At 58.5% G+C, this 25,360-nt stretch carries 19 protein-coding genes; 16 read left to right on the forward strand and 3 right to left on the reverse strand.

Annotation, left to right across the window (positions count from 1 at the left end; translation table 11 throughout):
* Positions 1-79 precede the first annotated feature (79 nt).
* The 6 genes from A1355_RS22885 to A1355_RS22910 all read left to right on the forward strand — a co-directional run bounded on the left by A1355_RS22885 (position 80) and on the right by A1355_RS22910 (position 6,380).
* Positions 80-826: a flagellar brake protein gene (locus A1355_RS22885; protein WP_064031593.1), complete on the forward strand. Its 747-nt coding sequence runs from the start codon at positions 80-82 to the stop codon at positions 824-826.
* 175 nt (positions 827-1,001) lie between these two features.
* Entirely contained in the window at positions 1,002-4,445 is a 3,444-nt protein-coding gene (gene mfd, locus A1355_RS22890) for a transcription-repair coupling factor (RefSeq protein ID WP_064031594.1), read from the forward strand.
* A 21-nt stretch (positions 4,446-4,466) separates the two neighbouring features.
* On the forward strand, positions 4,467-4,655 hold the full coding sequence (locus tag A1355_RS22895) for a hypothetical protein (protein ID WP_064031595.1): 189 nt from the start codon (positions 4,467-4,469) through the stop codon (positions 4,653-4,655).
* Positions 4,649-4,948 carry a type II toxin-antitoxin system RelE/ParE family toxin gene (locus A1355_RS22900; RefSeq protein WP_064031596.1) on the forward strand — a complete coding sequence of 100 codons (300 nt, stop codon included), beginning with the start codon at positions 4,649-4,651 and terminating at the stop codon, positions 4,946-4,948. The genes A1355_RS22895 and A1355_RS22900 overlap by 7 nt, the downstream gene beginning before the upstream one ends.
* Positions 4,949-4,989: 41 nt before the next feature.
* Complete coding sequence (locus tag A1355_RS22905) at positions 4,990-5,322, forward strand: type II toxin-antitoxin system HicB family antitoxin (protein WP_064031597.1); 333 nt, start codon at positions 4,990-4,992, stop codon at positions 5,320-5,322.
* Between the two features lie 224 nt (positions 5,323-5,546).
* Positions 5,547-6,380, forward strand: a complete 834-nt coding sequence (locus tag A1355_RS22910; RefSeq protein WP_064031598.1) for a hypothetical protein — start codon at positions 5,547-5,549, stop codon at positions 6,378-6,380.
* Positions 6,381-6,465: 85 nt separating this feature from the next.
* Here A1355_RS22910 and A1355_RS22915 read toward each other — a convergent pair whose 3' ends face one another.
* Positions 6,466-6,846 (reverse strand): lipocalin family protein, encoded by a 381-nt coding sequence (locus tag A1355_RS22915; RefSeq protein ID WP_064031599.1) that lies wholly within the window; start codon positions 6,844-6,846, stop codon positions 6,466-6,468.
* Positions 6,847-7,018: 172 nt separating this feature from the next.
* On the opposite strand from A1355_RS22915, the gene A1355_RS22920 reads away from it, so the two are divergent.
* The 8 genes from A1355_RS22920 to A1355_RS22955 all read left to right on the forward strand — a co-directional run bounded on the left by A1355_RS22920 (position 7,019) and on the right by A1355_RS22955 (position 19,963).
* Positions 7,019-7,417, forward strand: coding sequence for a DUF805 domain-containing protein (locus tag A1355_RS22920; RefSeq protein ID WP_064031600.1), 399 nt, complete (start codon positions 7,019-7,021; stop codon positions 7,415-7,417).
* Between the two features lie 564 nt (positions 7,418-7,981).
* Entirely contained in the window at positions 7,982-9,850 is a 1,869-nt protein-coding gene (locus A1355_RS22925; RefSeq protein WP_082885723.1) for a thiamine pyrophosphate-binding protein, read from the forward strand.
* Positions 9,851-9,863: 13 nt separating this feature from the next.
* Positions 9,864-10,622 carry an SDR family oxidoreductase gene (locus tag A1355_RS22930; protein WP_064031601.1) on the forward strand — a complete coding sequence of 253 codons (759 nt, stop codon included), beginning with the start codon at positions 9,864-9,866 and terminating at the stop codon, positions 10,620-10,622.
* A gap of 8 nt (positions 10,623-10,630) precedes the next feature.
* Positions 10,631-11,440: a hypothetical protein gene (locus A1355_RS22935; RefSeq protein WP_064031602.1), complete on the forward strand. Its 810-nt coding sequence runs from the start codon at positions 10,631-10,633 to the stop codon at positions 11,438-11,440.
* A complete protein-coding gene (locus A1355_RS22940; protein ID WP_064031603.1) occupies positions 11,437-12,252 on the forward strand; it encodes a hypothetical protein in 816 nt (271 codons plus the stop codon). Before A1355_RS22935 ends, A1355_RS22940 begins: the two co-directional genes overlap by 4 nt.
* 120 nt (positions 12,253-12,372) lie before the next feature.
* The gene (locus tag A1355_RS22945) at positions 12,373-14,520 is read left to right on the forward strand and encodes a TonB-dependent receptor plug domain-containing protein (protein WP_064031604.1); all 2,148 of its coding nucleotides are present in this window, start codon (positions 12,373-12,375) and stop codon (positions 14,518-14,520) included.
* A 52-nt stretch (positions 14,521-14,572) separates the two neighbouring features.
* Positions 14,573-15,520, forward strand: a complete 948-nt coding sequence (locus A1355_RS22950; RefSeq protein WP_064031635.1) for an ABC transporter substrate-binding protein — start codon at positions 14,573-14,575, stop codon at positions 15,518-15,520.
* Positions 15,521-15,526: 6 nt separating this feature from the next.
* Positions 15,527-19,963: an EAL domain-containing protein gene (locus A1355_RS22955; RefSeq protein WP_064031605.1), complete on the forward strand. Its 4,437-nt coding sequence runs from the start codon at positions 15,527-15,529 to the stop codon at positions 19,961-19,963.
* 22 nt (positions 19,964-19,985) lie between these two features.
* On the opposite strand, the gene A1355_RS22960 is transcribed toward A1355_RS22955, so the two are convergent.
* Positions 19,986-20,258, reverse strand: coding sequence for a hypothetical protein (locus tag A1355_RS22960; protein ID WP_064031606.1), 273 nt, complete (start codon positions 20,256-20,258; stop codon positions 19,986-19,988).
* Positions 20,259-20,853: 595 nt separating this feature from the next.
* Between A1355_RS22960 and A1355_RS22965 the strand changes: the two genes are divergently transcribed.
* Both A1355_RS22965 and ubiD read left to right on the forward strand, forming a co-directional pair.
* Complete coding sequence (locus A1355_RS22965; RefSeq protein ID WP_064031607.1) at positions 20,854-21,345, forward strand: sterol desaturase family protein; 492 nt, start codon at positions 20,854-20,856, stop codon at positions 21,343-21,345.
* Between the two features lie 139 nt (positions 21,346-21,484).
* Complete coding sequence (gene ubiD, locus A1355_RS22970) at positions 21,485-22,948, forward strand: 4-hydroxy-3-polyprenylbenzoate decarboxylase (protein ID WP_064031608.1); 1,464 nt, start codon at positions 21,485-21,487, stop codon at positions 22,946-22,948.
* 646 nt (positions 22,949-23,594) lie between these two features.
* On the opposite strand, the gene A1355_RS22980 is transcribed toward ubiD, so the two are convergent.
* Positions 23,595-25,307, reverse strand: a complete 1,713-nt coding sequence (locus A1355_RS22980) for a DUF885 domain-containing protein (RefSeq protein WP_197471890.1) — start codon at positions 25,305-25,307, stop codon at positions 23,595-23,597.
* Between the last annotated feature and the right edge of the window lie 53 nt (positions 25,308-25,360).

A 25,360-nucleotide genomic window follows, 5' to 3' on the forward strand; every position in this document is an offset into this window, starting at 1 on the left:
CAACTCTCCTCGGACATACGCTATAATCGGAGCATTTTACAATAGCGTTTCTGTCAAACCGCATTATTTAGCCCTGTAAATGGAAAAAGAATCCGACTACCTCGTTCGCAACGCCAAAATGATTTATGGCCATTTGACCGACTTGGTAAAAAACAAGTGCATCATCGCCGCGAATTTCGGCGAAGACAACGCTTCGTTCTTGACCACCATCGTCGAGCTCGACCAGAAAACCAATCTGCTGGCGCTCGATGTCGCGCCCAACGAGCAACTGAACCGACAATTGCTGACTTCGGCGAAAGTCCTGTTCCGTACCGAGTTCGACGGTATCAAAGTATCGTTCCGGGGCAAAGCCATCAAAAAAACCGAGCGTAACGGCATGGCGGTTCTAGCGATGCCGTTGCCGGACGCGATATTTTGGATGCAGCGCCGCCAGTTTTATCGAGTAAAAATTCCGCTCTCGCATAAAAACAGTTTCTGTGAAATCGAGTTTCGCACCGTGGATGAAGACAACAATCCGCAAACGCTCTCGGGGATTTTTCCGTTGGCCGATCTGAGCATTTCCGGATTCGCGATGCTGGTAAACGACACCAAGTTCTCCGAATTCCTGCAACAGGGCGCCGAACATGGCGATTGCGCGCTGTATCTAAACGACGGCAGCCGCGCCAATGTCGGCATCATGGTCCGCGATATCGCCACCATGCGGGCCGGAGCGGCCGGTAAACAGCAGCGGGTCGGCTGCCAGTTCACCCAAGTTTCGCAGATGTTCGAATCCAGCATTCAACGTTACGTCCAAGACATCGAGCGGCAACAAAAAAACATCGGTTAGCGCGCGCCAAGATCATCGGCAGACAGTCGATTCGCTCTTACGTCGGCGCTCCTCCGAAGATTCAAGCGCATACCAGCCACCAATCTCCGCTCAAGACTTTTCAGGCGACTTGCGCGGCCAGCGCGACCGTCAAATTTCAGCCACACACCTCGCCATTCTCCACCGCCAATAACCGATGACTCGCTCGCCACTCAAACTTCCCAGTCTACCCGATTCCGCCGCCACTCAAACTTTCAAAGACCTGAGCGGCTGCGGCGACTCGCTAGCGCTGGCCAGTGCGATTACCCAGGAAAAGCGCCTGTTGGTTATCGTCACCCAGGACACTCAAACCGCGCTACGGCTGGAACACGAACTGGCGTTTTTTCTCGACAACGCCTACCCCATCCTGCAATTCCCCGACTGGGAAACCCTACCCTACGACGTATTCTCGCCGCTACCCGAAATCATCTCCGAACGCCTGCGAACGCTGGCCTTGTTGCCGGAAACCAAGCGCGGCGCGCTGATCGTACCGGTCTCGACGCTGATGCACCGGCTGGCGCCGCGCGAGCACATCCTCGCTCACAGTTTTGCGATCGAAGTCGGCGGCACCTTGAGCCTGGAGCTAACTCGCGCCAAGCTGGAAGCGGTGGGCTACCAGTGTGTGTCGCAAGTCTACCAGCACGGCGAATTCGCGGTGCGCGGCTCGATTCTGGATTTATTTCCGATGGGCTCAAAACAGCCCTACCGCATCGAGCTGTTCGACGACGACGTCGAATCGATCCGCAGCTTCGATCCCGACACGCAGATGTCGCAAGACAAAATGCCAAAGATCGAGTTGTTTCCGGCCCGCGAATTCCCGTTTAGCGACGACGCGATTAAACGCTTCCGCCAGGCCTTTCGCGAACAGTTCCCGAATGCCTCGCCGAAAAACCCTCTCTACCTCGACGTTTCCAAGCAAATCGCCCCGGCCGGGATCGAATATTACTTACCCTTGTTCGTCGAACGTACCGAATCGCTGCTCGCCTACTTGCCGCAGACCGCGTTATTCGTGTTGCCGGCCGACTTCGCCGGCGACGCTGAGCGCTTTTACCACGAAGCCGACGAGCGTTATCAGCAGCGCAAATACGATGTCGACCGGCCGTTGTTGCCGCCGGAACGTTTGTTTTTGTCGACCGAGGAAATCCAGCACCACATCGCCGGCTTCAGCCGTATCGTGCTGGACAATCAAGCCGAACACGGCGAATCGCTCGATTGCAGGGTTCTACCCGATGTCGCGATCGACAGCCGCTTGAAAGAGCCCGCGCAACGCTTGCGGCAGTTTATCGAAGGCTTTTCCGGAAAGGTGCTATTCGTCGCCGAAACCGCCGGCCACCGCGAAGGCCTGATCGACAAGCTAAAAAGCGTCAAGCTGAGCGCCAAACAGATACAGAGCTGGCCGGAGTTTTTACGCGGCGAGGATTCGCCCTGCATCGTCGTCGCGCCGCTGGACCAAGGTTTATGGCTTGAAGACCCAAAACTGGCCATCATCACCGAAAGCCAGCTCAGCGGCGAGAAAGTCCAACAACGCCGGCGCCGGGCCAAATCCGCCGCCCGCGCGCTGGAAAACATCTTCAACAATCTCGACGAACTGAGCGTCGGCTCGCCGGTGGTACACCAGGAACACGGCGTCGGCCGCTATCTGGGCTTGCAGACCTTGACGGTTGGCGGCATCGAAGCCGAGTTCCTGATGCTGGAATACGCCGGCGGCGACAAGATTTACGTGCCGGTGGCCTCCTTGCATTTGATCGGCCGCTACAGCGGCGTCAGTGCCGAAAACGCGCCGCTGCATAAACTCGGTAGCGAGCAATGGAGCAAGGCCAAGCAAAAAGCCATGGAACGGGCTCGCGACGTCGCTGCCGAATTGCTGGACATCCACGCCAAACGCGCCGCCCGCGCGGGCTTTGCCTTTAACATCGACAACAGCGATTACAACGCCTTCGCCGCCGCCTTCCCGTTCGAGGAAACCCCGGACCAGCTCAGCGCAATCGAAGCCATCTTGCAGGACATGGCCGCACCGCAACCGATGGACCGCGTGGTGTGCGGCGACGTCGGCTTCGGCAAGACCGAAGTGGCGATGCGCGCCGCCTTCGTCGCGGTGCAAAGCGGCAAACAGGTCGCGGTATTGGTGCCGACTACCCTGCTGGCGCAACAGCACTATCAAAACTTCCGCGACCGCTTCGCCGACTGGCCTGTGCGCGTCGAAGTCACCTCGCGTTTCGTCACCGCCAAACAACAAACCGCGATCGCCGACGATCTGGCTGACGGCAAGGTCGACATCGTCATCGGCACGCATAAGCTGTTATCCAAAGAGATGCGCTACAAGGCCTTGGGTCTGGTGATCATCGACGAAGAACACCGTTTCGGCGTCACCCAAAAGGAACATTTCAAAAAGCTGCGCTACGAACTGGATTTGCTGACGCTGACCGCGACGCCGATTCCGCGCACCTTGAACATGGCGATGGCCGGCCTACGCGACATCTCGATCATCGCCACGCCGCCGCCAAACCGCCATGCCATCAAGACCTTCGTCAGCGAATGGATAGACTCGCAAATCCAGGAAGCCTGCCAGCGCGAAATCAAGCGCGGCGGCCAGGTGTTTTTCTTGCACAACGACGTCAAGACCATGGATAAGATGATGCGCGAACTCGGCGAACTGGTGCCGGATGCCCGCATTCAGATTGCCCACGGCCAGATGGCGGAGCGCGAGCTGGAGCAAATCATGCTGGATTTCTACCACCAGCGCTTCAATCTATTGATCGCGACGACGATTATCGAAAGCGGTATCGACATTCCCAGCGCCAACACCATCGTCATCAACCGCGCCGACAAGCTCGGTCTGGCCCAGTTGCATCAATTGCGCGGCCGGGTCGGCCGGTCGCATCACCGCGCCTATGCCTATTGCATCGTGCCGCCCAAGTCTTTGATGACCAAGGACGCGATCAAACGCCTGGAAGCCTTCGAAACTTCCGGCGAACTCGGCGCCGGTTTCATGTTGTCTTCGCACGATATGGAGATTCGCGGCGCCGGTGAGCTGTTGGGCGACGAACAAAGCGGCCAGATTCAGGAAATCGGCTTTACCCTGTATACCGAATTGCTGGAACGCGCGGTCAAGGCCTTGAAATCCGGCAAGCAACCGGAGCTGGACGCGCCGCTGGATTACGGCCCTGAAGTGGACTTGCAAGTCGCCGCGTTGATCCCGGAAGACTATCTGCCCGACATCCACGCCCGCCTGGTGCTGTACAAACGCATCGCCAGCGCCGAAATCGAGGATGATTTGCGTAAGCTCAAGATCGAAATGATCGACCGCTTCGGCTTGTTGCCGGATCAAGTCAAAGCCTTGTTCGCGGTCACCGAACTCAAGCAACATGCCGCTCACCTGGGCATCAAGAAAATCGAAGCCCACGCCAGCGGCGGCCGCATCGTGTTTACCGCCACGCCGCAAATCGATACCGCCGAGCTAATCCTGATGATCCAAAGCCAGTCGCAGGTCTACAAATTCGACGGCGCCGATAAATTGCGCTTTACCAACACGTTTAAGGATATGGAGGATAAGGTGGCGTTTTTGGAGAAGTTGTTGATACGATTGGCGCCTAAATCTTGATTTTAATTTTTTGGAGGTAATATGTCGCACTGTCAAACCGCCAAGCAAGAAGCCATCGCCGCCATCAATCTATTGCCAGACACGGTAGATTTTGAAGAAATCGTGTATCGGCTCTACGTTCTGAACAAAATATATCAGGGGCTAGAAGATGTAGAGCACGGCAAGGGCATTAGCAGCGAGATCTTGCTACGCGAAATCGAGCAATGGTAATTTGGACGCCTCGCGCCAGAACAGACCTCAAAGCCATTCATGATTACATCGCGCAGGATTCACCGCTTACTGCCAAACGCATCATCCGGGAATTGATACAAAAAACCGACAGCCTGCTGGTGTCTCCTTACCTCGGTAAAAAAGTGCCCGAGTTTGAACAACAGGAATTAAGGGAAATCGGCGTGCATTCTTGGAGAATCATTTACCAAATTAAGTTTAATCAAGCCTATGTTGTCACAGTGGTTCATAAACGCCGCGATTTCAAAAATTCGGACTTATCGATAGACCAATAAACGCGCAAATCCAAGGGTACGGCAATTATTGGAGTCAGAGCATGAACAGCATGACTTACAAAGGCTATACCGCCCGCATCGATTTCGACGACAGAAACAACTTGTTGGTTGGGCGCTTGCTGGGCATTCAAGATGTCATCGGCTTTCATGCCGATACTGTGACCGAATTGCGCAGCGCTTTCGAGGAAGCGGTGGACGATTATCTGGAAACTTGCGCCCGCATCGGCAAACCGCCGGAAAAACCGGCTAGCGGCAAACTGATGCTGCGCATACCACACGAAATCCACGCCGCAGCGCTAGTAACCGCCAAAGCGAAAGGCAAAAGCCTGAATCAATGGGCGACGGAAGTGTTGAATGAAGCGTCACACATCTGACACTATTCGATGCCAGACTAGTTCATAGAGTCTTCTGCGGGAACGAATTCGGATGTTTAAATCTTAACCCATCACCCCACGCGGGAGCATAGGAATAAGGCATGTTTAGCTTCCCGTCAGAGTTGGCACGCCATGATGCAGCATACGCCTCTAAACTCTTAAAAATATCCATTTTTCCAAGAAAACTCACCTGCTTTTGACCGCCGTCGACAAGTTAAATCAATATGCTGCAAGCAGGGGCGCACAAATTATTCGGCAAAAATAAAGGAGGAATTGTTATGTTTTTTCTCGAAAAACTGTATGGACTCACAAAGTTGTTTGGTTTACTAGTGCTTCTTGGCGCTTGCAAAACTGCCAATGCATCATTCTTTTGGGCTCCTATTTACGATCTAACCAAGCCCATCACTAGCATCGTATGGGTGGATAGCACTCCATTTACCTGGTGTTTGATTGGTGGAGAATGCCAGAGTCTTGGCTCTTATCGGGCCTTTTATGGTTCAAATGGGTACGGAGCAACGAGTTCAAGTATTTTTTACCAATCCGCACCCGCCGGAACCCAAAAAACCCCATTGGACGTTGAAGCATCGTTAGCGCCAAATCCGGCCGGCGTCTTTGATTGGGGGCAATTCAATGTTCCTCAATTTTTGCCGTATGATCTGGGTAGCAATCTGTCAGGAACGTTTAAAATTAAATTAACACTGAATAGAGAACTCGCTGATTTAGAAGAAGTTTATATTGCTATTTTTCAAAACCGCGATCCAGACAATATCTTGCTTGGGGATTGGGAATTGCTCAACCAAAAGTTATTAGCCGATGACACTATTTTCGAAGGGATATTCAATTCGGAGGCGGGGTTATCTACTAGATTATTTGTTCATGGATTCGCCTTTAACGCTCTCGAATATCACATTACTGTCAGCGAAGTGCCTATTCCGAGTTCGGCACTGCTTTTGTTAACATCGTTACTATTTTTTTGCCGGAATTGGTATTTTCGTAAGTCCGTACGGCGGAAGCCTACAGGCGGATCGCCTCTTGGCATCCGCCCTTGTATGATCTGAAAATGGTACGCGGCGCGTACCCTCCACAACTCCAAATAAAGTGAGGCGGCCTGCCACTGCAAAGCCGCCCTACCATTCAATCAGTCTATTTCTTGTTAAAGTGGTAAATATCCCCAAACTTGCCTTTTAACGTCATCGTCTTATCGTCCTTTTCGACCAGCGAGAAGATATCGAATTTATCCGACCGGCCCAGCAAGGAAATTTTCAATTTACCGTTTTCCACTTCGTAATTGACCGGCGATTGGTCGTAATAGCTGCCTTCGCGCGGGATATGGGTGATCGTGACCTTGCCGGCGCCAAAGGTCCACGTGTCTTCCCGCTTGATGGTTTCTTGAGTCGCCGCCGATTTTTTGGTGTATTCCAGTTTCCAACTGCCTTGTACTTCGTCGCCGGATTGCAGCGGGACATCGGCAAACGCCTGGCTTGCGACGACCGACAAAACCAGCGCTAATGTTATGTTCTTCATGTCCAACCCCCGACTTTTATTGATATAGGAGGGTCGCATTCTACGCTCCGGGCGACGTAAAGTACCTAATATTCAAGCTAGCGCGGCCGGCCGCCGTTCGTAAGAACGGGCGCGCGTCAATCCGAATGCGTTAAAATCCCAACTTGCGCCACCTTTCGGAATACCCGCGAACATGCTTCGTTACGACCGCTCCCGCTTTATCGCCCTGGGCCTGCCCAGTCTTTTGAATGCCGCGCTGGTGATCTACATGCTGGAACTGCGGCCGGAGCAGTGGTCCGACGACATCCGCAACGGTTTTTATTGGGCCTTGGTCGGAGGTCTCGGTCTGTTCGGAATCGCGGCGATGATCAAACGCGCTCGCGATCTGGGCTCGTCGGCGTGGGGCATTTTACTGGGATTTTTGTTTGCGCCGCCGTTCATGCTGCTGGTCGCCCTCATACTGGCCTTTATTCCCAGCAGCCCCGATGCCGACCGTCTGGAACCGCCGCCGCCCAACGCATCCTTAGCAACCTGGCAAACCGGCTTGGCGATTCTGGTAGTGCCCTGGTTGGCGATTTGGCTGTTTCGGTAACGCTTGGTCGCCAGCCGTCAACGCCGGCACTCGCCAGCCCGGCCTGTTCGCCGCAATCGGCATCTGGCGACTCCGATGAATTTGCGATCCACTTCGCAAATCCGTTAGCCTGAAGGCGGGCATTTCTCAGCCGTCGCTTCCATCAAATCGCGGGCAAGGCAAATTCGTTTGTTAGCCTCTTCACAGATTGGACTTGTCCTTCCAGCGCCTAAATGCCCGTCGGCGCCTCGCGATCAATCGAGCTTGCAACAGAGCGACAACGCTTGCCGATTTTCTCAAAAAGATACAGAAAACCCGAGTGGCCTTGGAATAAAGCGTACCCCGGCCAAGCTTAGCCGCCAATCCGGCCGCGCCACCATCCGCCACGCGTAAAATCCCTCCCGATTTGGAAACGCTCCCGATTCCCCCGCGCTACCGGCGGAAATTGCTCCTCTACACTTTCTCTTCGGAACCGCACCGGCCAAGTTCGGCCAACCCTGCCGCAAGCAGCGCGGCGGCGCTGTTCCGGCACCCGAACCATTCGGCTATCGATAACCCGGTATTGTTTAACCTCGCGGGGTAACCATGAGCGCGCAAATCTCCCTGATTCATCACCATACAGACCTAATCGACGACATCGCCGACCCCAGACATTCGCAGCCGGCGGACATCGCCGATCTGCTGGTCGCCTATCTGGAACAGATGGGGGTCGAATACGTTTTCGGCGTGCCCGGCGGCGCCATCGAGCCGCTCTACAACGCCATCGCCCGTAGCAGCCGGCGCGGCGGTATCCGTCACGTGCTGGCCCGCCACGAAGCCGGCGCCGCCTTCATGGCCGACGGCTACGCTCGGGAAACCGGCAAAATCGGCGTCTGCTGCTCCACATCGGGTCCCGGCGCCACCAACCTGATTACCGGCGTGGCCTGCGCTTACGACAACAACATTCCGATGTTGGTCATTACCGGCCAACCGGCCCTGCCGGCGTTCGGCAAATACCCCTTGCAAGAATCCTCGTGCACCGGCATCAACACGCTGGGCATGTTCCGGCATTGCACGCTATACAACTCGTTGGTCTCCCACCCCAAGCAATTGGAAACCAAACTGGTGACCGCGCTGCAACGGGCGATTCGTGCCCCGCGCGGACCGTCGCATCTGACCGTGCCGGTGGATGTGTTCCGCAGCCCCTGCAGCCGCGGCACACCGTCCTACAACCTGGAGCAACTGCTGGCGCCGTCGTCGATGGTGGACGACGACGCCATCACCGAATTGCGCGACATGCTGGCCGAGGCCCAAAACGTCGTTCTGCTGATCGGCGGCGGCTGCGGCGAAGCGATCGGTTCGATTCTGCAATTCGCCGCGCTGAAAGGCACGCCGCTAGTCACCACGCCCGACGGCAAAGGCCTGGTCAATCCACGCCATCCGTTGTTCCGGGGCGTGTTCGGTTTCGGCGGTCACGAAACCGCCGACGCCGCGCTGCGAGACAAAGCAGTCGATTTGATCCTAGCCATCGGCGCCAACATGGGCGAGTGGAACAGCGGCGGCTGGAGCGACAGCCTGCTCAACGAGCGCTTGGTTCATATCGACGAGTCCGAGGAAAACCTGTCGCGTACGCCGATGGCCCGCCTGCACGTGCGCGGCCGGATCTTGTCGGTGTTCAGCCGGCTGGTCGAGCACCTGCATCACCAGCAAAAAACCGACAATTTCGAATATGCCCGGCAGCGCGCCTCCCGCGAACACAAGGTCGACCAACACGATCCCCACCAACTGTTAAGCGCGCCGGAAAAATATCAAAGCGATGCCACGCCGCTGAAACCGCAGCGCTTGATGCGCGAATTGGGCCAACTGTTTCCGCCGACCACCCGCTTTTTGGCCGACACCGGCAATAGCGTGTCGTGGGCCGTACATTATCTGCACCCCGGCATCGACCGACGGGTCGGCGAACGCCGATTGGGCGGCGGCGGCCGCAAGATCACGCCGGGCCTGCGCCGCACCGACGGCGGCTGGCTGCGGGTAACGATGAATTTCGCGGCGATGGGTTGGGCGATCGGCGGCGCGATCGGCACCGCGATCGCCAACCGCCGTCAGCCGGTAGTCTGCATCACCGGCGACGGCAGCATGTTGATGAACGGTCAGGAAATTTCGGTCGCGGTCGCCGAGCGTCTGGCGGTGGTGTTTATTGTGCTCAACGACCAGTCGCTAGGCATGGTCAGACACGGCCAGCGCTTGGCCGGGGCCGAACAAATCGGTTGCGATTTGCCGCCCAGCGACTTCGCGGCCCTGGCCCGCGCCCTCGGCGCCGACGCCTACACGATCCGCTCGCCGCACGACTTGACCAATCTGAATATCGCCGCGATCTGCGCACGCAAGGGGCCGACCCTGCTTGACGTGCTGATCGATCCCGACGAAGAGCCGCCGATGAACGTGCGGATGCGCGTCCTGACCAACACCTTATAAGCGGGGCGACTTCATGAACAAACTCAGCGGTAAAACCGCGTTGATTACCGGCGGCTCCAGCGGCATCGGCCTGGCCAGCGCCAAACTATTCCTCGCCGAGGGTGCCCGGCTGGCGATCACCGGACGGGACCCGGAACGCTTGGAAACCGCCCGCCAACAGTTGGGCGACGACACGCTGGCCCTCGTCAGCGAGGCCGGTTGTCTGAACGACATCGAAGCCCTGCTGGAACAGGTCGGCCAACATTTTCAAACTTTGGACATTCTGTTTCTGAACGCCGGCATCGCCGAACCGACACCGTTGGAACTGACCACCGAAGACCAATTCGACCGCATCATGCGGGTCAATTTCAAGGGCGTGTTTTTTACGATCCAAAAAGCCTTGCCGATGCTCAAACCCGGCGCCTCCATCATCGTCACCACGTCGATCACCAACCGTAGCGGCACCCCCAATTTCAGCGTGTACGCCGCCAGCAAGGCGGCCTTGCGTTCGATGGTGCAATCGTTGGGATTGACCTTGATAGGACAAGGCATACGGGTCAACGCGATCAACCCCGGCCCTATCGATACCGAAGGCTTCAACCGCCTGCCGTTACCCGGCGACGTGTTTCAAGCCATCAAAACCGATATCGAGGGCCGTTCGCCGATCAAGCGCTTCGGCGCGCCGGAGGAAGTCGCCAAGGTCGCGTTGTTTTTGGCGTCCGACGATTCGGCCTATGTCGTCGGCGAAGAAATCGTCGTCGACGGCGGCATCAGTTTAGTTTGTTTACCCTAGGAGGCATTATGAGCGCCGATCAAACCATCCCGACGATACGCACCCGCATCTGGCGGGAAGAAGCCGAGTCCGACAACCGTTTCGCCACCCGAACCGCCTATTGCCGAGGCTACGACGTTTACGGGGAAATGCTGGGCCAGGCCCGCTGGACCGATCTCTTGTATATGCTGTTCATGCCGGAAGCGCCGAGCGCCGAACAATCCGCCCTATTGGACAGCTTGGCGCTGGCGCTGGCGAATCCGGGACCGCGCGACCCGGCCGTGCATGCGGCCATGTGCGGCGGCGTGTGCGGCTCGCCGGCCGCCTCGTCGTTGATGGCGGCGTTGGCGGTCGGCGCCGGTCAGGCCGGCGGCGCTCGCGAAGTCTACAACGCGGCGAACGGCTGGCTGCGCTGCGGCACCGATTTGAACGCCTGGCGGCGTTGGCTGACCGAGTCGCTGACCGCCGATCCGGGCAGTGTCTGGCCGGCGATCGAGCATCCGTCCGGGTTCGACGATCATGGCGCCGGCACCTCGCTACCGGTACGGCAAACCCTGGACTGCCTGGCGGAATACGGCGTTGGGCCGCGCCTGCCTTGGCTGATCGAAAACCTGGCGGCGCTGCAAGCACTGGCCGGCCGGCCGTTGGCACTGTCCGGCGTCGCGGCGGCGGCGCTAGCGGATTTGGGTTTTGACCCGGAACAAAGCGAAATGCTGTATCTGCTGTTGCGTCTGCCGGGCGCGGCGGCGCATGCCTTGGAACAACGGCCGCTGGGTTACAAGAAATTTCCGTTCGGCGTCGTCGAATTGGAAACGCCACCGGTGGAGCAAGCGGCATGAGGGGCGCAAAATTACTCGACCGCCACGTCGGCGTCTTGAAAAGCCGGATGGGCAAGTTTTACCCCGGCAGCCACGTGGTGTTTCGCGGCCGCGATTTGCTGAGTGAATTAAAAGACATGGACTGGTTGGAATTGTACGTGTTCGGCATCACCGGCCGCCACTTCGACCCAGCCCAACTGAAATTGCTGCACGCGATCTGGATTTACACCAGTTATCCCGACGTCCGGCTGTGGAACAATCGGGTCGCGGCCTTGGCCGGCAGTACCCGCAGCACCGGGACGCTGGGTCTGGCGGCGGCCCTGGCGGTATCGGAAGCGGAAATATACGGCGGCGGCATTTTCGTACGATCGATCGACTTTTTCAGCCGCGCGTTACGCCAACTCGAACAAGGCGGCGATCTGGAAACCTGTATTCGCGAGGAACTGGCCACCCACCGCGGCATCGGCGGTTACGGCAGGCCGCTAGTCAACGGCGACGAACGCATCGGTCCGTTGTTGGATTTGGCGAAGGCATTGGGCCTGGACCAAGGCCCTTATCTAAAGTTGGCCTTGGCGGTCGAGCAAATGTTGTTGAACGGCCGCTGGCGGATGAAAATGAATTACGCCGCGCTGGTCGCCGCCTTGGGCAGCGACCTGGGCATGAGCGCGCGCGAGCTGTATTTGTTCATCTTTCCGGTATTTCTGGCCGGAATGCCGCCGGGTTATATCGAAGCCAGCGAACGCCCGGCCGGCACGCTCTACCCTACGCCGTGCGACGGCATTGTTTACGACGGATCGCCTCGCCGCACTTGGCATCCCGCAAAGCCCGACTAAACTGCGCTTCAATTATCTCTGGCAATCGATGGTCCGGGCTTGGTATGCTCCGCAACCGGCCCGGCCCATCGGTGACCCGAGCTTCGCCATCAAGACAAGACATCCATTCAGGAGCCCACCATGCATCGCCGCCTGTTCTTCCTCGCCGCGGTTTGCGTCAGCGCAAGCCCCTCGGCGCAACCGGTTTCGACCGAGGAAGAAGAAAAAGCCCTATCGCAAATCTACGGCGGCGAAGAAATGGTCAGCATCGCCAGCGGCTACAAACAGCCGATTTCCAAAGCGCCGTCAATCGCGACGGTCATCACCGCGGAAGACATCAAGTCGATTGGCGCGACCGATATCGACGAGGCGTTGGAAACGGTTCCCGGCTTGCATGTGGAGCGCAACACCATAGGCTACAACCCGATTTACACCTTTCGCGGCATTTTTTCGCAGTTCAATCAGCAAGTGCTGATGATGGTCAACGGCATCCCGATTACCAATTCCTATACCGGCAGCCGAGGCGAGGCCTGGGGCGGCATGCCGCTGCGCGATGTCGCCCGGATCGAAGTGGTGCGCGGTCCCGGCTCGGCGGTGTACGGCGCCGACGCCTTCGCCGGCGTCATCAACGTCATCACCAAAACTCGGCAAGACATCGAGGGCACAGAGGTGGGCGGCCGGGTCGGCAGCTTCGACACGTACGACGGCTGGGCGCTGCACGGCGGCGAATGGGCCGGCTTCGACGTGGCGTTGGCGCTGGAATACCACAAGACCGCCGGCCAGGATTCGATCGTCGATGCCGACCTGCAAAGCTATTTCGACAGTCTGGGCCTGGGGCCGAAAGCCTCGTTGGCACCGGGACCGCTCAATCTGTCGCGCGACAACCTCGACGCCCGCATCGATTTATCGCGCGGTCATTGGCGGTTTCGCGGCGGCCTGCAACATCGCGGCGATTTCGGTAACGGCTCGGGCGTCGCTCAGGCGCTGGACCCGATCAACCGCTACGCCAGCGACCGCTGGAATGCCGACGTCACCTACCATAACGACGATATCGATAACTGGGATCTGACCACCCAAGCCAGTTATTTCGAAACCACCCAGGAAATAGAACGCAATTTGACACTGTTTCCGCCCGGCACCACGTTGCCGATCGGCGGCAACGGCCAGATCGGCCTCGGCGCGCCGGTGACCTTCCCGAACGGCTATATCGGCAACCCGGAAGTCTGGGAACGCCATATTCGCATCAACCAATCGATTGCTTACACCGGTTTTCAGCAACATTTATTGCGCAGCGGTATCGGCTTCAATTACGACAGTCTGTTCCGGGCCAAAGTCAGTCAGAATTTCGGTATCGACCCGACCACCGGCCTGCCGATTCCGTCGCTACCGGGCATTCCGCTCACCGATGTTTCGGGCACCGCGTCAACCTTTATCCCGGAAGTCGACCGCAAGGTCGCCTATTTGTTTTTGCAGGATCAGTGGAATTTCGCCAACGACTGGACGCTGACCGCCGGCGCCCGCTACGACCGCTATTCGGATTTCGGCAACACCTTCAATCCGCGCGCCGCGTTGATCTGGGAGGCCGACTACAACCTGACCGCCAAGTTGATGTACGGCTCGGCGTTCCGCGCGCCGTCGTTTCAGGAGATGTACATCATCAACAACCCGGCGCAGCTCGGCAATCCGCGCTTGAAGCCGGAAACGATGGAAAACGTCGAGCTGGGTTTCGACTACCGGCCGACCGACAGCCTGCGCCTGGGCTTGAACTTCTTCAACTATTGGTGGAAGGATATTATCCGCTTCGTGCCGGACAGCGGTTCGACGACGTCCACCGCTCGGAACACAGGCACACAACAAGGTTACGGCACCGAGTTCGAAGCGGAATGGCAGGCCGCCGACAATCTGAAACTGATCGGCAATTACGCCTACCAACGCAGCCGCGACGAAGCGCTGAATCACGATGCCGGCTATGCGCCGCATCACCAGATTTATTTGCGCGCCAATTGGGAATTCCTGCCTGACTGGTCGCTCAGCCCGCAAGCCAAGTGGATAGTCGGCCGCGAACGCAGCTACGGCGACGCACGCGAGCCGGTAGCCGACTATACTTGGGTCGACTTGACCCTACGCCGGCAAAATCTGGCCAAACATGTCGAAGTGGCGTTCTCGGTTCGCAACCTGTTCGACGTCAGCGCCCGCGAACCCAGCTTGGTTGGCAGCCCGACCGCCATCCCCAACGATTTGCCGCTGGCGACCCGCAGTTTTTACGGGGAAATCAGCGTTAACTTTTAGCCGACGAATTGTCGCCGCGACTGGCTCATTCATGCATTATTCAGGAGTTATTTTGTTCGGTCGTTTGATTTTCACGCTGCTATTGGCAGTCTTTTTGTCGGCGATGGCCGGTATCGTGCGAGCCGATACGCCGACAGTAGCAATCGTTTATCCGGATGTCCGCGAACCTTACCGCTCGGTGTTTTTGGAAATCGCCCGCGGCATGGAGGAGGAACTGGGCAAACCGGTCGGCCACTATTTGCTCAACGACCGCGACTCGACCGCCGCCGACCGCTTGATCGGCGCCCTGAAAAACGACCGGATCGACGTGGTCGTCACGCTGGGTCGCGCCGGACTGGCTGTGGCCAGGCCGCTCTCGGCGGCTTTTCCGGTCGTGATCGGCGCGACCATGATCCGCCCGGACGAGGTACCGCAAGGCTTGGCCGGCATCAGTCTGACGCCGGCCCCGGAAGCGATGTTCGACCATCTGAAAAAATTGGTGCCGGACATCAAAAAAGTCACCGTGATTTACGATCCCCGCCAAACCGCCTGGGAAATCGAACACGCCGAACGTGCCGCCAAGGAGAGGGACTTGATCCTGACGGCCCAACCGACCGGCAACCTACGCGATTCCTCGGACCTGTTCCGGCAGATCCTGCTGGAAATCAAAGACAACTCGATCGCGTTGTGGCTACCGCGCGAAAACGCGGCGATGGACGAACAATCGCTGTTGCCCGAAGTGCTCCGGGAAGCCTGGGAGAAAAACTTCGTGGTGTTCTCCAGCAATCTCGACCATGTCCGCAAAGGCGCGTTGTTTTCGTTGTATCCGGACAATTTCGGCATGGGCCGCAGCTTGGCCAGCTTGGCCTTGCAACAAGCCAGGCCCGGCGGCAAATTCGAGTCGGTCAAATTGCTGAGGGATTTGCTGGTCGCCGTCAACTTACGGACCGCCGAACATTTAGGCCTGCGTTTTTCCAGTCAGACCCGCCGCGAATTCGCCATGGTTTTCCCAACCCCCTGAGCCTGAATGAAGCAGCGATCCAGGCCACGCCTGCGGGGCGCGAGTTTTTTACAACAACTGACGGTCACCTTCAGCGTCGGTTTATTGGTGATCTCGCTGCTGTCCTCGTTCGGCATTTCGACACTGTCCTATCGCATCGTCCGCGATCAATGGATCGCCCAGGGCCGACAATCCACCGAAGCCTTCGCCGCCCAAAGCGCGCTGGCCTTGCTCTACGCCAGCAAGGAAAACGCCGAGGAGCCGGCCCGGCGATTTCTGTCCTTCCCGGACGTACGCGGGGTTGCGATTTTCAACACCGCCCACCAAGCCTTGTTCGAGCGCGGCGACACCACTCAGCCCGACGGCGGGGCCGCGTCCGGCTGGCCGGACGACCTGCGTCTGATCCAGGAAACCGATCAAGCCTGGTATTTCGCGGCGCCGGTGTTCGCGCGCGGCGGCGACCAGGACGCGTCGCCGTTCGAGGCCCAAGCCGAACCGGAGTTGATCGGTTACGTGCGCCTAGCCCAGGGCAAGCAGTCGCTAAACGTGATGAAAAAACAGATACTGTGGGCGACGCTGCTGGTCTCGGGCGGCGCGGCCATGCTGTTCTTCTTGTTCCTGCTGGCGATGACCCGCCGCCTGACCCTGCCGATTCAACTGCTGGCCAAGCAAATGGGCAAGGCATCGGCCGGCGCGAAAAACGTCAGAGCCAAATTGCAGGGCCCGCGCGACATCACCGATATGGGTAGCGCCTTCAATACGATGATGGAAGTGCTGGAAACTCGCGAAAAGCAGTTGGAACGCGCCCGCGACACCGCGCTGGAATCGGCGAGATTGAAGGGCGAATTCGCCGCCAACGTCAGCCACGAATTGCGCACGCCGCTGAACGCGGTGCTGGGCATGTTGGAACTATTGCAGGACATGGGCCTGACGCCCAAGCAACTCGAATATTCTATGATCGCCCGCAACGCCGGCGAAGCATTGTTGAAATTGATCGAGGACATCCTCGACTTTTCCCGGATCGAAGCCGGCATGTTGAAGCGCCAGCCGGTGGATTTCGTACTTTACGAAACGTTGGACGAAGTCGTCGAATTGATGGCCGGCCAAGCTCACCGCAAAAACCTGCAACTCCATTACGCCGTCGCCGACGAAATCCCGTTGGTGATGAACGGCGAGGCCTCCAGGGTCCGGCAAGTGCTGATCAATCTGGTCGGGAACGCGCTGAAATTTACCGAGCAAGGCGCAATCTCGATTCGGGTGAGCGTGGAAAGCGCCAGCGCCGACCTGCATCTGCTGCGCTTCGAGGTCAGCGACACCGGCATCGGCATTTCCGCCGCCGCCCAGTTAACCATCTTCGACGCCTTTGTACAGGCCGACGGCTCCAGCACTCGCCACCACGAAGGCGCCGGCCTGGGCCTGGCGATCTGTCGGCAACTGGTCAATCTGATGGGCGGCAAGATCGGCGTCGTCAGTCAGCCCGGCGGCGGCAGCACCTTCTGGTTTACCGTGCCCTTCGAGGCGCCTCGCGGCACTCAAGCATTGTCGGAAGCCCGCCAGGCTTATTTCGCCAATTTGCGCGTCCTAGTAATTTCCGAAAACGCCAAGATGCGCCAATTCCTGACCCAGACCCTGGAACATTGGCAAATCCATTACCGCCACAGCGAATACGGCATTCGCGCGGTCGACATGCTGCGCTCGGCGCGCGAACAGGACCAGGCGTACCAATTCGCGATCGTCGATCTGAAAGACGCCGGCGACCTGAGTTGGCTGGATTTGATCGCTCACGATCCGGCGCTGGCCGACCTGAAAATCATCCTGCTGTCCAATCCGGGCAACACCGCCGGCCAGTCCCGCCTGCCCAACGTGGCCGCCAATCTGACCAAACCAGTACAGGTATCCAAGTTATACGACTTCATCCTGACCGTCGGCCAGGATTACCGGGAGTCCGCACCGGTCGAAGCCATCGCCGAAACGCCGTACTCGGCCGAGTTGGGCCGCGTAATCCTGATCGTCGAGGATAACCGCGCCAGTCAGATGGTGGCGGCCGGCATGCTGGAGCGGCTGGGCTGCGCGTACGAAATCGCCGCGTCCGGCAGCGAAGCCTTGGAATGGCTGGCGCGCAAACCCTTCGACCTGGTCTTGATGGATTGCCACATGCCGAACATGGACGGTTTCGAAGCCACTCGCCGCATCCGGCTGTTGCCGGAGCCGTTGGCGCGCATTCCGATCGTGGCGATGACCGCCAACGCCCGACAAGGCGACAGCGACTTGTGCCAGGCCGCCGGTATGGACGATTACCTGGCCAAGCCGATCAAATTGGCGCCGTTGCGCGAAAAGCTGCTGCACTGGCTGGAGAACGCCCCTGTCGCGGCGACGCCCAATATCCGCGCCAACGCGACGCCCAACACCTTGGACGACCAGGTCTTGCGCCAATTGCGCGACGAAATCGGTCAAGGTTTCGAGCGGATGGTTCGGTTTTATCTGGAAGATTCGCCGGTCCAAATCCAACAATTGGCTTTGGCCTTGACGACCAACGACGTACGACAGGTTCGCGAACTCGCCCATAGCCTGAAAGGCGCCAGCCGCAACCTCGGCGCCGATAAGCTGGCGGCCGTCGCCAAGCAGCTGGAAGATGCCGGAGAGCAGCATAGCCTTGAAAACAGCGAAGCGCTGCTACGCCAATTGCGCAAGGAATATCAATTCATCGAACAATTGCTGCTACGCGAAATCGGCACCGAAACGATCGCCGACGCCGCGCCCGCGCCGCAAGGTCCGCGCATTCTGGTAGCCGACGACGACCGCGCGATGCGCTTTGCGTTGCAGGATATTCTGGAAAAGGACGGCTACATCGTCGATCTAGCCGGCACCGGTCAGCAAGCCGTCGCTCTTTGTCAACAGCAAATGGCCGATCTGATCCTGATGGATGCGCTAATGCCGGAGATGGACGGCTTCGAAGCCTGCCAAAAAATCCGGGCGCTGCCGAACGGCGCCGAAGTGCCGATTTTGATGATCACCGCGCTGGAAAACGAACATTCGGTGGAGTTGGCCTTCTCGATAGGCGCCAACGACTACATTCCCAAGCCGATCCATTTCACGGTGTTGCGTAAACGCATCGCCCACTTGCTGGATGCCAGCCGCAGCCAACGCACGCTGAACCGCCTGGCTTATCACGACCCATTGACCAATCTGGCCAACCGTGCCCAGTTCATGGACAAACTGAACGCGGTTATCCAGGCCGACGGCATCCACCCGCAATTGCACGCGGTGTTATTTCTGGATTTGGACCGCTTCAAGCTCACCAACGACACGATGGGCCACGATGTCGGCGACCAATTGTTGAAAGCCGCCGCCGAGCGCATCCAGAGCTGCGTGCGCAAGGAAGACATGGTATCCCGCTTCGGCGGCGACGAATTCATTCTACTGTTGGAAAAAATCGGCAACGCCCAGGTCGCGGCGGCGGTCGCCGACAAAATCTGCAACACCATCGCCAAGCCCTTCCTGCTGATGGAGCAAGAGTTCTATATCAGTTGCAGCATCGGTATCTCCTTGTTTCCGGCCGACGGCATCGACAGCGGTTTGTTGATCAAACACGCCGACACCGCGATGTACCGCGCCAAGGAACAGGGCAACACTTTTTGTTTTTACGAAGACAGCATGGAATTCGCGGTATCGTCGAAACTGCGGTTGGAAAGCGATTTGCGCCGGGCCTTGCAACGCGACGAATTCTTTCTGCACTACCAACCACAAATCGATCTGAATTCCGGCCGCATCATCGGTGCCGAAGCGTTGATCCGCTGGCAGCATCCGACACTAGGCTTGGTGCCGCCGGATGCCTTCATCCCGGTGGCCGAGGAAATCGGTCTGATCGAAACGATAGGCGCCTGGGTATTGCGCGAAGCCTGCCGGCAAAACCGTTTGTGGCAGCAAACCGGCTATCCGCCGTTCAGCGTTGCCGTCAACGTCTCGGCACGCCAGTTGGATCACGAGGGTTTCGCCGATCAGGTGACCGCGATCGTCGCCGATACCGGCCTGCCGCCACAATACGTCGAGTTGGAATTGACCGAGAGTCTGTTCATCCGCCACCCGGAAAAAAAGCGCGAGATTCTGGCGCAACTGCGCGAAGCCGGCATGCAAATCTCGATAGACGACTTCGGCACCGGCTATTCCAGCTTGAACCAACTGAAGCATTTTGCCTTCGACAAGCTGAAAATCGACCGCTCCTTCGTCGCCAACATCATGCACGACGCCGACGCGGCCGCCATCGTGCTGGTGATTATTTCGATCGCCCGCATCCTCAAGTTCAAGGTCATCGCCGAAGGCGTGGAGACCGAGCAACAAGCCCAATACCTGATGCAAAACGATTGCGACGAAGCCCAAGGTTACTTGTTCGGCAAACCGATGCCGGCCGAAGACCTCACCGCCATCCTGGAGCGCGCCGGACAGCTTTACCGCATTGCCCATTAAGCGCCGCCCGGCGCTGTTGCGATTACCGCCAGTTGCCCGGATAGCTATAAATAGCTTGGCCGTATGCTTTATCGACGTAGATCGCCCGCGCTTTGCCCATCGGATGCTCCGCGATCGGGTTCGGGTAGCTGTGTATGCCCCGGCTATAGGCCGGATTGTCGTAGACCACTTCGGCGATAGCGGTTTTGGCTTCCCCGCTATTGGCTTCAATTCGGTCGCCGTGCGCGCGTACGTTGGCGGCCATCAATACGGTGGCGATAACGGCGGCGATTTTAATGGTTTTGCTGGTGTTCATGGCTGTTCTCCTGATAGGTGTTTGATAAGGCCGGCGGCGATGTCTCGCCCGGTTCGTCCGGCTTGGTCGCTATTCTGGAGAAGATTTTTATATAAATAAAATCGATTGTTTTTATAGAGTCGATAGCTTTTTTATATAAATACGCTGTAACTAGTCATAGGCGTTTTGGGGGGAAGTGATGACCAACGGCGCCAAGTTAAACGGTTGCAGTCAATGTAAGCCGCTGGCTGAACGGAGCTGAAATGAGGCTTTGGCCCAGCCGAAATAAGGCGTTGGCCGAACCGAAATAAGGTGCTGGCTGAGCCGAAATGAGGCGTTGGCTGAGCGGAGCCGAAGCCAGCGATTTCGCTTCGACGCCGCTCAGCGAACGGCATAGCTGACATTGAGGAATTCATCCCCCGTTCCGCCGGGAGAGGGCGTTTTTACTTCGCGCTGAATAGTTACAATACGCTCAGCCTTCAACAGGCCGCGCCGCCATACATAACCGAGCCTGATGAGGGGGCGTCGAGCCGACAAGAAACCGAACATCGACACGCCAGTCCAAGTCGCCACAGTCGCCTCCAAAGCGTGTTCCCCCAATCAAACAGGATTACCGATGATGTTTGCCGTCCAGTTTGTTCTAGCGCTCTGTTACGCCAATCTCGGCGAATGGTTGATGCATAAATTTATTCTGCACGGCCTGGGCAAGCGCCAAAACAGCTTTTGGGCCTATCACTGGCACGGGCACCACGCGACCTGCGCCGAACACGCGATGTACGATCCGGGTTACGCGAAAATCCGCTTGAACGCATGGAACGCTCAGACCAAGGAACTGGCGGTATTGGCGGGCATCGCCGCGCTACACGCGCCGTTACTGGCGATCTGGCCCGGCTTTCCGTGCGGCCTGTATTTTTCGCTACTGATTTATTACACCCGCCACCGCAAGGCCCATTTAGACCCGGCTTGGGGCCGGCGCCATTTAAGCTGGCACTACGACCACCATACCTTAAACAAACCCGGCAACTGGTGCGTGACCTGGCCGGGGTGCGACTACCTGTTCGGTACCCGGCTATCCGCTCAGAAGCCTAACGACGCCGACCGAATTTAAGCGCTCGCCGTTCGAGCGCCTGGCTCGCCTTGCAATTCCCCCGGCAAAGCGGGCAAACTTGTCGCCGATTAGCCCGGAACCGCCGGCCGTTCGGTCTTAAGACCTGCCGTACCCTGCCCCACCGACCACCCACCATCCGATGAAATACAAAGACTTAAGAGACTTTATCGCTCAACTGGAAAAACAAGGCGAACTGAAACGCATCAAAATCGAGGTCGATCCCTATCTGGAAATGACGGTGATCTGCGACCGGGTCTTGAAGCAAGGCGGTCCGGCCTTGCTGTTCGAAAACGTCAAAGGTTCCAATATCGCCGTGCTCGGCAATCTGTTCGGCACCACCAAGCGGGTGGCGATGGGCATGGGCGCCAGCGATATTTCGGAATTGCGCGGCATCGGCGAACTGCTGGCTTACTTGAAAGAGCCCGAGCCGCCCAAGGGCATGAGAGACGCCCTGGAAAAACTGCCAGTGTTCAAGCAGGTGCTGAACATGGCACCCAAAGTCGTCAGCAATCCGCCCTGTCAGGAAGTGATCCGCATCGGCGCCGAGATTGACTTGGCCGATTATCCGATCCAGACCTGCTGGCCGGAAGACGCCGCGCCGTTGATTACCTGGCCGCTGGTGATTACCAAGGGGCCGAACAAGGAACGCCAGAATCTGGGCATCTACCGCCAGCAGGTGATAGCCAAAAACAAGGTCATCATGCGCTGGCTGGCGCATCGCGGCGGCGCCCTGGATTTTCGGGAATGGCAACAACAACGCCCCGGCGAACCGTTCCCGGTCGTGGTGGCCTTAGGCGCCGATCCGGCGACGATACTGGCGGCGGTGACGCCGGTGCCGGACCCCTTGTCCGAATACGCGTTCGCAGGACTATTGCGCGGCGCCAAAACCGAAGTCGCCAAATGCCTGAGCAACGATTTGCAAGTGCCGGCCAGCGCCGAAATCGTGCTGGAAGGTTTTATCTATCCCGGCGAAACCGCGCCGGAAGGCCCCTACGGCGACCACACCGGTTATTACAACGAAGTCGACGAGTTCCCGGTGTTCACCATCGAGCGCATCACCCAGCGCCAAGTGCCGATCTACCACAGCACCTACACCGGCCGGCCGCCCGACGAACCGGCGATTCTCGGCGTGGCCTTGAACGAAGTGTTCGTGCCGATATTGCAAAAGCAGTTTCCGGAAATCGTCGATTTCTACCTGCCGCCGGAAGGCTGCTCGTACCGGATGGCGGTGATCAGCATGAAGAAGCAATACGCCGGCCACGCCAAGCGGGTCATGCTCGGCACCTGGTCCTACCTGCGGCAATTCATGTACACCAAGTTCGTCATCGTGGTTGACGACGACGTCGATGTGCGCAACTGGCAAGACGTGATTTGGGCCATCACCACCCGCATGGACCCTGCCCGCGATTTGACGATCCTGGAAAACACGCCGATCGATTATCTGGATTTTGCGTCGCCAGTGTCCGGTCTAGGCTCGAAAGTCGGCTTCGACGCCACCAACAAATGGCCCGGCGAAACCCAGCGCGAATGGGGCAGGCCTATCGTGATGCGCGAGGACGTCATTAAAAAGGTCGATGCGATGTGGGACAGGCTGTTCAACTGACCGCCCGCGTCAGAATAGTTGTCGCCTCAAATTTTCAACCGCATTTAAATTTGAGATCAAAAAATGAATCCTTCCAAGAACCGGAAGGACAAAGCCTTGGTCGAAGCCACCGCCTTGTTGATCTCGCAAAAAAGGTCCAGGCACTGTTGGGGGCGACGGATACAGTCGAATCACCCGACCGTGCCGACGACTCGGCGGAATGTGGCAACGGCCGAAAATCCCGTGCGGTGCAGCGAAACCGATACACAATTTGAGGTCCGCCACCGCCTACCGGCATAGCCTAACGATCATGACGGGATTTTCGCCGCGCGGAATAAAACGCATCGGCGTAGGCGCGGTTTCAGCCGCGATCGGCAGCGCGCCGAAACCGTGCGCCGGCGGCTGGACCGGCGACTTTGTTGTAAAAACTGCCGTCGCAAGGGCAAAGCCATTAATTATTAAATCGGCCCTCAAATACCGTTCGCGGTAGCTCGTAAACGTTCGTGGTAACTCGTAAACCGTTCGAGGTGAGCCTGTCGAACCATGGACGGTTTATCTGTTCGCCCTTCGGCCGTGCTTGGGACCAACGCTTAGTCCTCGACTTTACCGCATCGGAGTGCCGGCCTTCCGCCGATCCGCGCCGGACGTACCCCATTTCCGGCCTCTGTTAGCGCCCCTCGTCCGCCAACATCGCCTTCGCGACCAACGGAATCGGCGGCGAACCGTAGGACAGAAAAGTATCGTGGAATTGCCGCCAGGCGGCCCGGCCGCCGCGCCGGGCGCTCCAGTCGTCGCGCAGTTGTCGGATCAGCAATTTCCCCAGCGTGTAGTTCAGATAGGCCGGATCGAAGGTGCCGCGCGCGGCCTGTTGGCGGGCGTTGCCCGGATCGCGAAAGGCCTGTTCCCGGAACATTTGTTCGGCCTGTTCGACGCTCCAGCCTTGGGTATGTAGTCCAATCGCGGCCAGAAAACGCACGTCGCGCAGCAAGGCGTTGACCAACTGGCCGATATGGGTTTCCGGATCGCCGTCGTTCAGGCCGGCTTCCCACATCAATTCCTCGGCGTAATGCGCCCAGCCTTCCGAAAAAGCGTAACTGCCGAACAGTTGACCAAACTTGGAGCCGGCTCGGTGGGCGTGCAGAAATTGCAGAAAATGGCCGGGCCAGACCTCGTGCGCCGACACGAACAGCAAATTGGCTTGGCCGGGCAGATAGGCGGCCTGCTCAGCCGCGCTCCAGGCCGGATCGGGCGGCGCAACGTAATACACCGACGGCAGGCCGTGCTCGTAGGGTCCCGGAATGTCGATGTAAGCCAAATTCCAGCGCGCATAAGGCGGCGACGGCGCGACGCTTGCTTCTTCGTCACTCGGAATCGTCAGCAATTGCCGCTCGGCGACGAAGGCTTTCAAGTGCTTGAGTTGCTCGCCGGCGGCGGGGACCGGACCGGCCGCCGGCTTATGCGCCTCGGCCCGCGCCACGCAATCCGCCGTGGTTGCGGCCGGTGCGAACCGGCGGCAGGCTTGCGCCAATGCTTTCAGATTGCGATGCAAATCGGCGCGGCCCATTTGCTCCAGCTTCGGCAACGGCAGCTCGACGGTTTCGGTATCGGCCAGCATCCGGCTGAAGGTTTCCGCTCCCAACGCGAATGCGTCGGTCGCCGTTGGCCTTTGCTGCTCCAGCCAATCCACCAACTCGCGTAGCGCCTGTGCCGCCGGGCCGACTTTTTCTACAAACGCCCGTTGCAATTCCGGATCGGCAACGTCGGCAAACGCGACCTTGGCCTCGGCTTCGTAAAACTTGGCCAGGCCGCCAAACACGGTCTTGCCGATGTCGAGGTAGGTGCGCGGCAGCGGCAGTTCCAGATTGGCACGAATCTGCGCCGCAGCGCGCGGCACGTTGCCGGCATAGGCGATGAACGCCCGCATCCGCTCGGCCAACGGTGCATAAGGCCGGCTGATGTAAAGATTCGGGTCCAAGGCGCCGGCATAAAACTGCGGGCTTTTGAACGGCCGCCGCGCGACTTGCCGCCAGAACAATTCCTTGGCCACGGTCGCTAGCAAATAGTCGCGCTCGAAACGTTGCGCCGGCGTCAAGGCTTGGTCCGGATAGGCCAGCGCCAACATCCGCTGCGCTTCCAGCCAGCGTTCGGTATCGCGCAAACCTTGCGGACTCCAATCCGGCAAGCGACCGTCGAATTCGTGGCGGCCGGCCTCGGCGGCGAAGGTGGGTTGCTGCTCAAAGTAGCCGGCAATAAAGCCTTCGACAAATTCCGGCCAGGCCGGCGGCCGGGTTTCGGCGGCATGCGCGGGTATCATCCGCAACATCAGCAAGCAAGCGCACCAAAACCCAGCGCGGCGAAGTTTGTTTGACGCAGCCATCATGGATTTCCCTCGAAATCGGCCAAAACCCGATAATAACCGGATTCAGCCGCCAA

This window comes from Methylomonas koyamae (genome assembly GCF_001644025.1).
Taxonomy (GTDB): domain Bacteria; phylum Pseudomonadota; class Gammaproteobacteria; order Methylococcales; family Methylomonadaceae; genus Methylomonas; species Methylomonas koyamae_A.